Genomic DNA, 13213 nt, shown 5'->3' on the forward strand with positions numbered 1-13213 from the left:
CAAGACCGATTGGAGCATGTCGCATACCTACAAGGTATAAGCCGGCGCGGCACGAACCGGCTCGCTATCAGGCGCCTGCGTACCAGAGTGTGCGGCGCGCCCTGCCCCGCAATCAGGCCGCGAGGACGAGGCCTCGTGCCCGCACCTGGTGTCGACCGGGGCATCGATCGCTTCCACCACCGCGTCGGTGAGGACGGCGATCAGGCGCGCCTTCCGGCCATCCGAATGGCCGGTCAATATGAATGCCTGGACGGTCGGCATCGCTTACCTTTCGAATGAAGCCAGTCAGCGCATGAACAGGCGTGAATCCAGTGTAGGGAGACTGCGATGGCCCTTCAATTCGAAGGATTTCGGTTGCGCCAGGCAAAAACCATGCACCCGCTAAAGAACTTACGTAGTGGCGATGGAAAGTACGTAGTGGCGGTGACGGCGCGCGTCGTCTCCGTATAATCGGCAACGGACTTCAACGGAAAGGCGAACAATGGCGCAGTTCGAACTGGGCGATTTCAAGCGCATGGTGGAAGCCATGTCGTCCTGCGTCATCGTGCACGACGCCGCAACCAAGGCGATCCTGTGGGCCAACCCGGCCGCCTGCACGGTCCTCGGCTTCACGCTCGACGAGCTGCTCGCGCTGGAGGCGCCGGACATGAGCGCGCGCGCCGAGCAATACCGGCGCGAGATCGGCCTGCGCTGCACGAGCGGCTGTTCGACGGCTTCTTCACCTCCAAGGTCAGCGGCAACGGGATCGGGCCGGCGCTGTGCAGGAACATCGTCGCGCGGCACCGGGGCGACATCTGGGCGGAACAGGCGCCCGAAGGCGGGGCACTGTTCCGCTTCTCGCTGCCTTTACAATCCGACGGTCACTAAACCTCGAAATATTTGATTACAAAAAGCCGACCTTGCGGCCGCTATTGCACAGGCCGTTGGGCAGACGTCCGTGCGGTCGCCCGATCGCGCGGCCCGAAGCGTCCTGGCGGCCGCTACTCGTTGTCACCGGAGCCAAACAACGCAGCCACTTCCTGGCGCAGCCAGCGGTTCGAGACGTCGGCATGATAGCGCTCGTGCCAGTGCTGCTTGACCTGGAAACTGGGCAGTTCGACCGGCACCGGCAACAGCCGGATCGCTTCGCTTGCCGCCAGCACGTGCGCGTAGCGGAAAGGCACGATCGCCAACAGCTCGGTCTGCGCGACGATGCGCGCTACGCCGAGAAAACTGGGCAGATTCAACACCACGTTGCGCTCGATGCCCTCACGTGCCAGGATCTTGTCGACAATGGCATGGCCGGTGCCGGAGGTGCGCACCCGCACATGCCCTTCCCGGCGCAGCGTTTCGAGGCTGAGGACCTCGCCCACGCGCGGATGGGTGTTCGAGGCCAGGCACACGAAGTGCTGGTCGAACAGCTTTTGCTGGTAGAAGCCGGCCTCCAGGTGCGGCATGAAGCCGACGGCCAGGTCGACCGTGCCGTCGGCCAGCTCGGCCGGGCTGTCCGGCGATATCTTCGAGATCTCGAGATGGATGCCGGGCCCGACTTCGCGCAAGTGGTTCAGCAGGCGCGGCAGCAGCACGATCTCGCTGATGTCCGTCATGCAGATACGGAATTCGCGACTGCTGCCGGCCGGATCGAACACCGGCTGGTCGGCCAGCGCATGTTGCAGGGCCTGGATCGAGCGGCGCACATCCCCGATCGCGTTCTGGGCGCGCGGGGTCGGCACCATGCCTCGCGCCGTACGGCTGAACAGCTGGTCGTTGAAATGGCCGCGCAGCTTGCCCAGGCCGAGGCTGACCGTCGACTGCGGCAGACCGAGATTGTCCGCGGCCCGGGTCACGTTACCGGTCTTGTAGATTTCGTCGAAGATGAGCAGCAGCTCGAGGTCGAAACGCTTCATCGATAGAAGTATTATTTAAAATCCTGATCAAGGAAATCATAAACGATCCGTTTCTAAAATAGTGGCGTTCGGTCAGACTGGCCCCATTCAGAAAACGAATGGGGACCATCATGACACCTTCTAACTCCACTCCCGCCCCGGCGCGGCCGTCCGTCATCGTCGCCGGCGCCGGCATCGGCGGAATCGCCGCGGCGTTGTCGCTCTCGCGCCTGAACATCCCCGTCACCGTGCTGGAACAGGCTGCCACGCTGGGCGAGATCGGCGCCGGGCTGCAGCTCGGACCGAACGCCTTCGCCGCGCTCGACGCCCTCGGGGTCGGCGCCGCGGTGCGCGAACGCGCCGTCTTCACCGACCGGCTTGTGATGATGGATGCGGTCGACTGCGGCACGGTGGCCGACATCGAGGTGGGCGCCGCCTTCCGCGCCCGCTTCGGCAACCCGTATGCGGTGATCCATCGCGCCGACATCCACACCGCCATCCTCGAACAAGTCCGCGCCACGCCCGGGATCGAGCTGATCACGTCATGCCACATCGCCGCGATCGGCCAGGACGATGCCGGCGTCACCGTGACCGCCAGCGACGGCCGCCGCTTCCAGGCCGATTACCTGATCGGCTGCGACGGCGTGAAGTCCGTGGCGCGCGACGTGGTGGTGGGCGACCCGGCGCACGTGTCCGGGCACGTGGTCTACCGCGCCGTCGTGCCGGTTGCCGAGATGCCCGAGGAATTACGCGTGAACGCCCCGGTGGTGTGGGCCGGCCCCGACTGCCACCTGGTGCATTACCCGCTGCGCGGCGGCGACCAGTACAACCTGGTCGTGACCTTCCACAGCCGCGAGCGGGAAGTCTGGGGCGTGCGCGACGGCAGCAAGGATGAGGTGCTGTCCTACTTCACAGGCATCGCCGATCTGCCGCGCAAGCTGCTGCACACGCCTTCGAGCTGGCGCCGCTGGAGCACCGCCGACCGCGACCCGGTGGACAATTGGACGCGCGGGCGCATCACCCTGCTGGGCGACGCCGCCCACCCGATGATGCAGTACCTCGCCCAGGGCGCCTGCATGGCGCTCGAAGACGCCGTCACCCTGGGAGAAGCCGTGCGCCGCTGCGGCTACGACATGGATGCCGCGTTTGCCCTGTACCAGAAATCGCGCATCACCCGCACCGCGCGCGTGGTGCTGTCGGTGCGCGAGATGGGCCGGCTATACCACGCCAAGGGCGTGGAGCGCCTGGTCCGCAACGACCTCTGGAAGGGCCGCAGCGCTGCCGGCTTCTACGACGCCCTCGCCTGGCTGTACGGCTGGAGCGTCGACAACTGCCTCGCCACCGCCTGATGTCACAAGGAGGACGAACCATGAACACCAATCTGCCCGAAGCGCGCCGCGCCCTTTACCATGACATGCAGGCCTTGCATCTGATCCCGCTGTGGGAGTCCCTGCACACCCTGGTGCCCAGGCAGCCGACGCCTGACTACGAGGCCGCCTTGTGGCGCTACCAGGACATCTTGCCGCACCTGATGCGCGCCGGCGAGGTGATCTCGGCCGAAGAAGCGGTGCGCCGCGTGCTGGTGCTCGAAAATCCGGGCCTGCAGGGCAGCGCCTCGATCACCCGCTCGCTGTACGCCGGCCTGCAGCTGATCCTGCCCGGCGAAGTCGCGCCCGCGCACCGCCACACCCAGGCCGCGCTGCGCTTCATCGTGCAGGGCAAGGGCGCCTACACGGCGGTGAATGGCGAGCGCACCACCATGCATCCCGGCGACTTCATCCTGACCCCGTCCTGGACCTGGCACGACCACGGCAATCCGGGCATCGACGGCGTGAGCGAGCCGGTGGTCTGGCTCGATGGCCTGGATATCCCGATGACGCGCTTCTTCAACGGCGGCTTCGCCGAGAACGGCGACGCCGCCAGCCAGCCGGTCGCACGGCCGGAGGGGCATAGCTTCGCCGCCTATGGCCACAATATGGCGCCGGTACACCAGTGCGGTACCGGCGGCAGCTCGCCGATCTTCAACTACCCGTACGAGCGTTCACGCGAAGCGCTCGAGACCTTGCGCCGCCAGCAGGAGATCGATGCCTGGGTCGGCGTCAAGCTGCGCTATGTGAACCCGCTGACGGGCGGCGCCCCGATGCCAACCATCGGCGCCTGCATGCAGCTGCTGCCCGCCGGCTTCGAGGGACTGCCCCACCGCAGTACCGACGGCACCGTCTACAGCGTGGTCGAGGGCCGCGGCAGCGCGACGATCGGCGGCAGGCGCTTCGAGTTCGCGCCGCGCGACACCTTCGTCGTGCCGTCCTGGGCAACCCTGGCCCTGGACGCCCTTGACGACGCCGTGCTGTTCAGCTTTTCCGACCGCCCGGTGCTGCAGGCGATCGGCCAGTTGCGTGAAGAATTCCTTCCCGAGTAACGCCTCTCCAATATCCATTTAGCGAGCATTTCATGAGCGACAACTTCGTTTTCCCGGCGCCTGCCGCCGTCGGTCTCCCCATCAACGGCAGCGACGCCAGTTTCCCGGTGCGCCGCGTCTACTGCGTGGGCCGCAACTACGCCGCGCACGCGCGCGAGATGGGCTTCGACCCCGACCGCGAACCGCCCTTCTTCTTCTGCAAGCCGAACGATGCGCAATCGATCGTGCCGGTGCCGGAAGGCAGGACGGTCGCCATTCCCTACCCGTCGCGCACCGATAACTACCACTACGAGATCGAACTCGTGGTCGCGATCGGCAAGGCCGGCCGCGACATCGCTCCCGAGGACGCCAGCCATATCTTTGGTTACGCGGTCGGCCTGGACATGACCCGGCGCGACCTGCAGATGCGCATGCGCGAACAAGGTCGGCCCTGGGAAATCGGCAAGGCCTTCGACTATTCGGCGCCGATCGGTCCGATCACGCCGCTGGCCCACAACGGCCCCCTCGACAGCGGCGCGATCACGCTGACGGTCGACGGCAAGATCGTGCAAAGCAGCGATCTTGCCAACCTGATCTGGAACGTCAGTGACACCATCGCCCAGTTGTCGACACTGTTCGAACTGCGGCCGGGCGACCTGATCATGACAGGTACGCCCGAAGGCGTCGGCGCGGTACGGCCCGGCCAGACCATGGTCGGCAGCGTCGACGGCCTGTCCCCGATTCACGTGCAGATCGTCTGATTTCCCACCTCTGGCCAGAGCGGACCGCAGAAGTCCGCCATCGCCCACAACACGCATGGAGACACTCATGTCCACGATGAACGTACAGCAGTTCCTTGAACAGCACCCCTTTTCCGCCCTGCAGAAGCGCTTGCTGGTCCTGTGTTTCCTGGTCGTCGCGATCGACGGCTTCGATACCGCATCGATCGGTTTCATCGCCCCGGTACTGCGCAGCGAATGGCATTTGAGCGCGATGGCGCTGGCGCCGCTGTTCGGTGCCGGCCTGTTCGGGCTGATGACGGGCGCCCTGCTGTTCGGCCCGCTCGCCGACCGCTACGGACGCAAGCCGGTGCTGCTCGCCTCGGTCGGCTTCTTTGGTCTGACCTGCCTGCTGTCCTCGTTCGCGGGCGACCTCGGCATGCTGCTGGCGCTGCGCTTCCTGACCGGACTGGGCCTGGGCGGCGCGATGCCGACGGCGGTCACGCTGACGTCTGAATACTGTCCGCAATCGCGCCGCTCCGGGCTGGTCACCCTGATGTTCTGTGGTTTCACGATCGGTTCGGCCCTGGGCGGCCTGGTGGCGGCGCAGCTGCTGGACGCGGTCGGCTGGCGCGGCATTCTCGTCATCGGCGGCGCCGCACCGCTGGTCCTGCTGCCGATATTGGCGGTGGCGTTGCCGGAGTCACTGCGCTGGCTCGTGCTGCGCGGGCGCGACGGCGCGAGCGCGATCGCCACACACATCGCTGGTGCGGCCGTGCAGGTGCCGCGCCTGGTGGTCGACGACATCAAGCTGCCCGGTTCGCCGGTCGCGCAACTGTTTCGCGCCGGCCTGCTGGGCGGCACGCTGTTGCTGTGGACGACCTTCTTCATGAGTCTGCTGATCATCTATCTGCTGTCGAGCTGGCTGCCGACGCTGCTGCACAACGCCGGCCACAAGCTGTCGGAAGCATCGTTCATCAGTTCGGCATTCCAGATCGGCGGCACGATCGGTGCCGTCATGCTGGGGCGCTGGATGGACCGCTTCCGTCCGCACCGGGTACTGGCCGTCGCCTACCTCGTCGCCGCGCTCTGCATTGCCGCCGTCGGCATTTTCATCGACAACGTGCCCTTGCTGGTCCTGGCGGTGTTCGGCGTCGGCTTTGGCGTCAGCGGTTCTCAAGTGGGCGCGAACGCGCTGTCCGCGGCCTTTTATCCCACCGCGAACCGCGCGACCGGCGTGAGCTGGGCCAACGCCGTCGGGCGCAGCGGCTCGGTGGTCGGCTCGATGGCCGGTGGCTCGCTTCTTGCCGCCCAGTTGAGCAACCAGACCATCTTCCTGTTGCTGGCAGTGCCGTCGGTACTGGCTGCGCTGGCGCTCATGCAGATGGGCCGCCGCCAGGACCGACGCGCCGCATCGGCCTTTGTTCACATCGATTCCACCGGCGAGACCCCAACCCCATGAAACTCCATACCTATTACCGCAGCTCCGCGTCCTACCGCGTGCGCATCGCCCTGAACCTGAAAGGCATCAAGGCCGGGCAAGCCTTCGTCCACCTGTCGAAAGACGGAGGCGAACAGTTCGGCGCCACCTTCGACGCGCTCAATCCGCAGCATCTGCTGCCTGTGCTCGAGGACGACGGCCTGGTGCTTCCGCAATCCCTGGCGATCATCGAGTACCTCGATGAAACCGTCCCAGGCGCGCCCCTGCTGCCGTCCGGCGCACGCGCCAGGGCGCGGGTGCGCGCCCTGGCGCAAGCGGTCGCCTGCGACATCCATCCCCTGAACAACCTGCGCGTGCTGAACTACCTGGAACAGCAGCTGGGCGTCTTGTCCGAGCAGAAGACCGCCTGGTATCGCCACTGGGTCGGCATCGGATTGGCGGCCCTGGAGCGCCAGCTGTCGGGCAGTTCGGACACCGGGCAATTCTGCCACGGCGACGCGCCGACGATGGCGGATTGCTGCCTGATGCCGCAACTGTACAACGCGCGCCGCTTCGGATGTGACCTGGCCCCCTTTCCCACCCTGGTGGCGATCGGCGCACATTGCGAAGAACTGCCTGCGTTCGCCGCTGCGCGGCCGGAAGTCCAACCCGACGCGACATAACCCGACGCGACATAAGCCGGGGCGCAGGCGCCCGGAGCGGCGGCGCATGGCAGCCGCACCGCATTACAAAACCTATAAGACAAGTGGAGACATGAATGAGCAAACGGAGCAAACTGAATCGCGCCGCGATGGCGATCGCCCTGGCGGCGGCACTGGGAACGGGCGGCGCGCACGCGCAGAGCCAGGTGGCAGTGTATGGCGTCATCGACGTCGCGCTGGAGCACGTCAGCAACGCGGACGCGGCCGGACATGGCGTCACGCGCGAGCCCTCGCTGACCGGCAGCCTGCCTTCGCGCCTCGGCTTTCGTGGCACCGAGGACCTGGGCGGCGGCCTGGCCGCGGTGTTCACGCTCGAAAGCGGCTATAACCCCGACGTCGGCACCCTGGGCCAGGGCGGCCGCATCTTCGGCCGCCAGGCCTGGGTCGGCCTGCGCGGCGGCTGGGGCATGCTGCAGCTGGGCCGTATCCTCAACATGACCTACCTGGCCACCGCCAAGAGCGACGTGCTGGGACCGAACCTGTATTCGATCAGCAGCATCGACCTGTACCTGCCGAACGCGCGCAGCGACAATGCGATCGCCTATACCGCCAGTTTCGACAAACTGCGGGTCGGCGCCAGCTGGAGCTTCGGTCGCGATGCCTCGGCGGCCGGCGGCCCCTCGGCGACCGGATGTCCCGGCGAAGCGCCGGGCAATGCGCGCGCCTGCCGCCAGTACACCGCGCTGCTGGGCTACGAGACCGGCGCCTACGGCATGAACGTGACCTACGACAAACTGTACGGAGGCACCGGCGCCGCGAACGGCCTGAGCAGCAGCGCGAACTACGACCGCCGCGTCACCGCCAACGGTTACCTGATGCTGGGCGCCGGCAAGATCGGTGCGGGCGTCATCGATCGCAAGACCGATGCGGTCCAGGGGATCTCGGAATCGGACCTGTATTATCTCGGCATCAGTGTGCCCGTCGAGGCGCGATTCACGCTCGACGCCCAGGTCGCGCGCCGCAACACCAAGGGTTCGCCGGACGCCACCAGCATGCTGGTGGCGCGCCTGACCTATGCCCTGTCGAAGCGCAGCGCCGTCTACGCGGGCGCCGGGCGGATGGACAACCACGGTGCGGCCGCGGTAGCGCTCGATGCCGGCGGTACGGTTGCCCCCGGCCGCACGCAAAACGGCGTGATGGCTGGCCTGCGTCACATGTTCTGACCCCGGTTGCCTCGACCTCCGGCCACATGGCGATCCGGCTGGCGCCCGGTGCAGTGAGCGCGGCCGCGGTCCACGCTGCGACGTTACATGAGTTCGCTTAGAAAGGCGCAGTGCTTGGCCGGCCTCAACGCGGCCGACAGTTGCCGTCCCTTCTCCGCTCCGGCACGCGGCGAGCAGTCGGACAGGATCCTTCCCGCCTGGCGCTCGGCCGCATCGAGAGCGTCGCGTTCCTGGCGAGCGGCGTCGGGCGCGGTCACAAACGCCCGTTGGCGCAGACGGACCGATGCGTTTTTGACTTCCTCGAATGCATGGCCGGTCATGTCCGATACAGACGAAACGGCTCCGTTCGGATGAACGGAGCCGCCGAGCCGCACGCATCGCATGGCGAAATTTAGAACCGGTGGATCGTGCCGAAGATAACGCTGTTGATACTCTGTCCGGGCGCCACGGCGATGCCTGGCCCGCCGGCCGAACTGACCGTGAAACTGGCCGCGCTGTCGTTTTGCACGCGCGAGATGCCCGCGTACAGGCCGGTACGTTTCGACAGCAGGTAATCGTGGCGCAGCCCGTATGACTTCGCATTGCCGCTACTGCTCGCGCGCTTCGTGTATTGGCCATAACTGACCAGCAACGTGCCGCGCGGCGTCGCCCGGATCAGCGCGTTCAGTTCATAGAAATGATTATTCGGGTTCGCGAAGCTCGTGCCGATCGCGGCGGCCACACCGTCGCTGCCGCCATGCGATTGATAGATCAGGGCGGGTTTGACGAGACCGAAATCGTACGAGGCGCCCAGCAGGTAGTAGCGTCCAGTCTTGGCCGGCGTGCCGGAGGTGAGCGCCGCCGTGTTCGCATAGACCTGCTGCAGGTAGTCGACATCCACGGCCAGCGCGCCGTTCCTGTAAGTCACCGCCGCGGAACTCGTCTTGCCCAGGCCGTGCGGCTGGCCATCCGCGTTCTCGTTGCCCAGCCCATGGAACAGGCGCAGCGTGAAGCCTGCAAGCGCGGGCGAGGTATAGCGGATCGAGTTGGCCGTACGGGCCGCCGGTACGAACACGAAGTTGTTCGTGGCATTGCCCCAGCCCAGTGTGTTCAATTCGCCGAGCGAATACGTCACATAGCTGAGGAACAGCGGCGTATAGTTCACGCCGACCTGCACCTGTCCAAGGCCGCCTTTCAGGCCGACCCAGGCCTCGCGTCCGAACAGCACGCCATTGTTGGCGACCGCGCCGGTATCTGCGTTGAATCCGCTTTCGAGCCGGAAGATGGCCTGCGTACCACCGCCCAGGCCTTCACTGCCCTGGAAGCCGAAGCGGGTCGGCGCCACCGCGCTGGAATCGACGCGCGTCGTCGTGGCGCCATTGGTCCGGCCGGACTGCACGGCCAGATCGATCAGGCCATACAGAGTCACGTTCGTTTGCGCGAACGCGCCGGATGAGGATGCGGCCAGTGCAAGCGCCGCCATGATCGTCTTTTTCATATGTCTCCAGTTGGATGTTCGAATCCTTGTTGCCGTGCCGTTCGGTGCGGCCTTCGCCACGCCCGGGCTTTGCGCGCGGGCGCGGGATCTGCGTCGCGATCGCCCGAAGCTTTTTCATGCGGCCAGGCGCTGCTCCAGTCCCGAGAGCAGGTCCGATAGCGCATCAGGACCGGTTGCGACGCCGAAAACGTAATGATCCGGACGCACGATCGCCGCGCGGCAGCCATGGCGCGCGAACCAGCCCGCCACGACACCGTCCAGCTCCCGGGTCTCGACGCATCCCGGCATGCGGGTGCGTCCCTCCGCATCCGGCACGATGCTGACCAGCGTGCCGATGTCCGCCGCCAGCGCCGTCAATGACGGAGGCAGTTCAGCGATACGCAGGTTCGTGACGATGCGCCAACCACTGCCGGCAAGTTCGTCCAGCAGCACAGGACCGGCCGGCCCGTTCACGCGTGGTTGCGGGAACAACGTGCCGGTACCGTCCGCATGACCGGATGCCAGCAGACCTTCCATCAGCGGCGGGATGATGTCCTGGCGCGGGACCGTCCTGATCGTCCCGCCGGCCGCCTCGATCAGCTCCGCATCGCGCGCGCTGGCCGCTTGCGGATCGCGCTCGCAGATGACGGCGCCGATCTCCTTGATGCGCGTGGTGAGCCGGCGCACGTGTTCGCGCCGTTCCGTTGCATATGTGTCGAGCAGCCGCTCGGCCGCTGCTCCGGTCACGTCCCCGTCAAGTACCGCGCGCAGCTTCCACGTCAGGTTGACGACATCGCGCACGCCCTGGCACATGCCCTGCCCCAGGAACGGCGGCTGCTGGTGCGCGGCGTCGCCGGCGATGAACACGCGCCCGACGCGCCATTCGCGCGCCACCAGCGCGTGGAAGCGGTAGCTGGCCTGGCGCCACAGGGTCGCGTCCTCCGGGCCGATCCACCGTTTCAGCACGCTCCACGCGCCCTCCTCCGTCGCCATGTAAGCCGGGTCCTCGCCCGGCAGCAGAGAAATCTCCCAGCGGCGGTGGTTGCCCGGCCCGATCACGTAAGTGCACGGACGCGCCGGTTCGCAGTACTGCACGCTGGTCGTCGGCAGCTTGGCAAGGCCTTTCTCATTGACCTGCACGTCGACGACGAGCCACGGTTCGTCGAACTCCAGGTCCTGCAAGGTGATGCCGACGGCCTCGCGCACGGCGCTCGACGCGCCGTCGCAGCCGATCACGTAGCGGGCGCGCACGGCGCCATCGTCGAAACGCACCGTTACGCCATCGGCATCCTGCTCGACGCCGACGAAACGCCGGCCCAGAACGACGTCCACGGAAGGCAGTTCCTCGACGTGCCGGCGCAGTGCCGCTTCCACCGGCGGCTGCGTGAACACCATCGACGGCGTATGGCCCAGCGGGTACGGCGGCTCCACGGTGGCGAGCCGCTTGATCAGGCGGCCGTCGACGCCATAGTACTCGGACGGCGTGAACGGTTCGCAGTGCGGCGCGACGGCGTCCGCCAGGCCGAGGTTCTGGAACACGCGCATGATCTCGTGGTCGAGCGCGATGGCGCGTGGCTTCGGGTAGACGTCCCGGCTGCGGTCGACGACGAGCGTGCGCACGCCGGCCTGGCCCAGCAGCGCCGCCGCGACGGCGCCGGACGGACCGAAACCGACGACGACGACGTCATAGTCCGCGCTCATGGCTGCTCGTCCTCGATCGTGTTGCGAAGCAGGCCCACGCCTTCGATCTCGACCTCGATCGTGTCGCCCGCCTTCATCCACACGGGCGGCGTGCGCGACTGGCCGACACCGGCCGGCGTGCCCATCGCAATCACGTCTCCGGGCTCCAGGGTGAGGCATTCGGTCAGCAGCGCGATGGTCTCGGCCACGTCCCAAATCATGTCCTTCGTGTTCGCGTCCTGCATGACCTGGCCGTTCAGGCGCGACCGGATGGAGAGGCCCGCGCCGCCGGCCGGCAGTTCGTCGGCGGACACCAGCACGGGGCCGAGCGCGCCGGTACGGTCGAAGTTCTTCCCGATGGTCCACTGGGGCGTGCGCTTCTGGTAATCGCGCACGGAGATGTCGTTGAAGCAGGCGTAGCCGAACACGTAGTCCAGGGCGTCCTCGCGCTTGACGTGGCGGGCGCGCTTGCCGATGACGACGGCCAGCTCGGCCTCGTAGTCGAATTTTTCCGACACGCGCGGACGCGGCGACGCTTCGCCATGCGCCAGCAGCGACGTCGTGCCGCGCAGGAAGAACCACGGGTAGACGGGCTTCTCGCGGCCGCTCTCGGCGGCGTGGTCGTAGTAATTCAGGCCGAGGCACACGGTCTTGCCGGGTTCCGGCACGACGGGCGCCAGCGCGACGCCGGCGAGCAGCTGGCGTGCGGCGCCCGATTCGAGGGCTCGGCGGCCGGCGGCCACGAGATCGATGCCGGCGGCAAGCGCGGTGCGCACGTCGGCCGGCACGGCCGGCACGGCGCGGTTGATGTCGACGATATTCTCGCCGTCGACGACGGCCAGGCGGTTTTCAGTACCGTTGCGGTAGGTGACGAATTTCACTGGTGCTCCTTACTGTTCGATGAATCGGATTTTTTTCTGGGCCTGCTTGATGCGGTCGGACGGCGGTTTCGACACGCCCCACTGGTCGAAGCGCCCCGGCGGCCAGGTCCAGTCGGACGGCCCGCCGACCCGGTAGGAGTCATCGACCTGCAGCACGTCGGCGGTGTATTCGATGACAAAATCGTCGGGCCCGACGAAGTAGGAAAAGACGTTGTTGCCGGGACCATGGCGGCCGACGCCCCATTCGATCGGCCAGCCGGCGTCGCTCATGCGGCCGGCGCCGCGCATCACGGCGTCCAGGTCCGGCATCACGAAGGCGATATGGTTCAGCGTGTCGGCATCGCTGTCGGCGAGCGCGATGCTGTGGTGGTCGCTGTTGCAGCGCATGAACGCCATGATCTTCGTGCGGTCCGACAGGCGGAACCCGAGCGCCTCCTCGAAGAAGCGCTGGGCCACCGCCACGTCCGCGCTGTTGAACACGACGTGCGTGATGCGGCTCGGGGCGTCAGGGTGCGCTTGTTCCGTGTGGCGTGCGTCGCCATGCACGAAGCGCAGGATGCGGCCTTGCGGATCGGCGATGGTGACGGCCGTGCCGCCGCCCGGTTCGTCGACCGGCGCAGGTCCGGACAGCACGCGGCCGCCGGCGGCCGGCGTGCGCCCGGCGATCGCATCGAGGTCGGAACGCTCCGCCACGCTGAACGTCACGTTGCGGACGACGGGCCGGTCGCTCCGGTGCAGCGCGAGGATGTGATGAAAACTGCCGGCGCCGCGCAGGTACACGGCGTCGGTCGTTTTCGCCACAGTCTGCAAGTGCCAGGTGTCGTTATAAAACCGCTCGGCGGCGTCGAGGTCGGTCACGCCGATGGCGATGCTGCGCAGCTGGCCAGCTGGGGATGCGGGCATGGGAAC

13 protein-coding genes and 2 pseudogenes are annotated in these 13213 nt (G+C 67.0%); 8 read left to right on the top strand and 7 right to left on the bottom strand.

What is annotated here, in order from left to right; translation table 11 throughout:
• Positions 1-27: 27 nt before the first annotated feature.
• Positions 28-261: a tautomerase family protein gene (locus BVG12_RS35825; RefSeq protein WP_075792259.1), complete on the bottom strand. Its 234-nt coding sequence runs from the start codon at positions 259-261 to the stop codon at positions 28-30.
• A 253-nt stretch (positions 262-514) separates the two neighbouring features.
• Between BVG12_RS35825 and BVG12_RS35830 the strand changes: the two are divergent.
• Together BVG12_RS35830 and BVG12_RS35835 are read left to right on the top strand one after the other, a co-directional pair.
• Positions 515-634: pseudogene (locus BVG12_RS35830) on the top strand (PAS domain-containing protein); the annotation flags it as partial.
• Positions 635-690: 56 nt separating this feature from the next.
• Positions 691-867, top strand: a pseudogene (locus tag BVG12_RS35835) (ATP-binding protein); the annotation flags it as partial.
• A gap of 113 nt (positions 868-980) precedes the next feature.
• Here the strand turns inward: BVG12_RS35835 and BVG12_RS09940 are convergent.
• Complete coding sequence (locus BVG12_RS09940; protein WP_075792260.1) at positions 981-1886, bottom strand: LysR family transcriptional regulator; 906 nt, start codon at positions 1884-1886, stop codon at positions 981-983.
• Between the two features lie 110 nt (positions 1887-1996).
• On the opposite strand from BVG12_RS09940, the gene BVG12_RS09945 reads away from it, so the two are divergent.
• The 6 genes from BVG12_RS09945 (at position 1997) to BVG12_RS09970 (ending at position 8287) form a co-directional block, all read left to right on the top strand.
• A complete protein-coding gene (locus BVG12_RS09945; protein WP_075796287.1) occupies positions 1997-3214 on the top strand; it encodes a 3-hydroxybenzoate 6-monooxygenase in 1218 nt (405 codons plus the stop codon).
• 20 nt (positions 3215-3234) lie between these two features.
• Positions 3235-4284, top strand: coding sequence for a gentisate 1,2-dioxygenase (gene gtdA, locus BVG12_RS09950; RefSeq protein WP_075792261.1), 1050 nt, complete (start codon positions 3235-3237; stop codon positions 4282-4284).
• 32 nt (positions 4285-4316) lie between these two features.
• Positions 4317-5024: a fumarylacetoacetate hydrolase family protein gene (locus BVG12_RS09955; RefSeq protein ID WP_075792262.1), complete on the top strand. Its 708-nt coding sequence runs from the start codon at positions 4317-4319 to the stop codon at positions 5022-5024.
• A 55-nt stretch (positions 5025-5079) separates the two neighbouring features.
• Positions 5080-6444: an MFS transporter gene (locus BVG12_RS09960; protein WP_075792263.1), complete on the top strand. Its 1365-nt coding sequence runs from the start codon at positions 5080-5082 to the stop codon at positions 6442-6444.
• Positions 6441-7085 (top strand): maleylacetoacetate isomerase, encoded by a 645-nt coding sequence (gene maiA, locus BVG12_RS09965; protein WP_075792264.1) that lies wholly within the window; start codon positions 6441-6443, stop codon positions 7083-7085. Before BVG12_RS09960 ends, maiA begins: the two co-directional genes overlap by 4 nt.
• Positions 7086-7180: 95 nt before the next feature.
• Entirely contained in the window at positions 7181-8287 is a 1107-nt protein-coding gene (locus BVG12_RS09970) for a porin (protein WP_075792265.1), read from the top strand.
• Between the two features lie 83 nt (positions 8288-8370).
• Here the strand turns inward: BVG12_RS09970 and BVG12_RS09975 are convergent, their stop codons facing one another.
• The 5 genes from BVG12_RS09975 to BVG12_RS09995 all read right to left on the bottom strand — a co-directional run bounded on the left by BVG12_RS09975 (position 8371) and on the right by BVG12_RS09995 (position 13207).
• On the bottom strand, positions 8371-8607 hold the full coding sequence (locus tag BVG12_RS09975; protein ID WP_075792266.1) for a hypothetical protein: 237 nt from the start codon (positions 8605-8607) through the stop codon (positions 8371-8373).
• Between the two features lie 71 nt (positions 8608-8678).
• Complete coding sequence (locus tag BVG12_RS09980; RefSeq protein WP_075792267.1) at positions 8679-9764, bottom strand: porin; 1086 nt, start codon at positions 9762-9764, stop codon at positions 8679-8681.
• 114 nt (positions 9765-9878) lie between these two features.
• Positions 9879-11444: a bifunctional 3-(3-hydroxy-phenyl)propionate/3-hydroxycinnamic acid hydroxylase gene (locus BVG12_RS09985; RefSeq protein WP_075792268.1), complete on the bottom strand. Its 1566-nt coding sequence runs from the start codon at positions 11442-11444 to the stop codon at positions 9879-9881.
• Positions 11441-12304 (bottom strand): fumarylacetoacetate hydrolase family protein, encoded by an 864-nt coding sequence (locus tag BVG12_RS09990; RefSeq protein WP_075792269.1) that lies wholly within the window; start codon positions 12302-12304, stop codon positions 11441-11443. The genes BVG12_RS09985 and BVG12_RS09990 overlap by 4 nt, the downstream gene beginning before the upstream one ends.
• A 9-nt stretch (positions 12305-12313) precedes the next feature.
• Complete coding sequence (locus BVG12_RS09995) at positions 12314-13207, bottom strand: VOC family protein (protein WP_075792270.1); 894 nt, start codon at positions 13205-13207, stop codon at positions 12314-12316.
• Positions 13208-13213 lie beyond the last annotated feature (6 nt).

The organism is Massilia putida, assembly GCF_001941825.1.
GTDB lineage: Bacteria > Pseudomonadota > Gammaproteobacteria > Burkholderiales > Burkholderiaceae_D > Telluria > Telluria putida.

Excerpts from the sequence above, each read along its gene's own strand:
- BVG12_RS35825 (WP_075792259.1), bottom strand. The coding sequence starts at position 261 with ATGCCGACCGTCCAGGCATTCATATTGACCGGCCATTCGGATGGCCGG.
- BVG12_RS09940 (WP_075792260.1), bottom strand. The coding sequence starts at position 1,886 with ATGAAGCGTTTCGACCTCGAGCTGCTGCTCATCTTCGACGAAATCTAC.
- BVG12_RS09945 (WP_075796287.1), top strand. The coding sequence starts at position 1,997 with ATGACACCTTCTAACTCCACTCCCGCCCCGGCGCGGCCGTCCGTCATC.
- gtdA (WP_075792261.1), top strand. The coding sequence starts at position 3,235 with ATGAACACCAATCTGCCCGAAGCGCGCCGCGCCCTTTACCATGACATG.
- BVG12_RS09955 (WP_075792262.1), top strand. The coding sequence starts at position 4,317 with ATGAGCGACAACTTCGTTTTCCCGGCGCCTGCCGCCGTCGGTCTCCCC.
- BVG12_RS09960 (WP_075792263.1), top strand. The coding sequence starts at position 5,080 with ATGGAGACACTCATGTCCACGATGAACGTACAGCAGTTCCTTGAACAG.
- maiA (WP_075792264.1), top strand. The coding sequence starts at position 6,441 with ATGAAACTCCATACCTATTACCGCAGCTCCGCGTCCTACCGCGTGCGC.
- BVG12_RS09970 (WP_075792265.1), top strand. The coding sequence starts at position 7,181 with ATGAGCAAACGGAGCAAACTGAATCGCGCCGCGATGGCGATCGCCCTG.
- BVG12_RS09975 (WP_075792266.1), bottom strand. The coding sequence starts at position 8,607 with ATGACCGGCCATGCATTCGAGGAAGTCAAAAACGCATCGGTCCGTCTG.
- BVG12_RS09980 (WP_075792267.1), bottom strand. The coding sequence starts at position 9,764 with ATGAAAAAGACGATCATGGCGGCGCTTGCACTGGCCGCATCCTCATCC.
- BVG12_RS09985 (WP_075792268.1), bottom strand. The coding sequence starts at position 11,444 with ATGAGCGCGGACTATGACGTCGTCGTCGTCGGTTTCGGTCCGTCCGGC.
- BVG12_RS09995 (WP_075792270.1), bottom strand. The coding sequence starts at position 13,207 with ATGCCCGCATCCCCAGCTGGCCAGCTGCGCAGCATCGCCATCGGCGTG.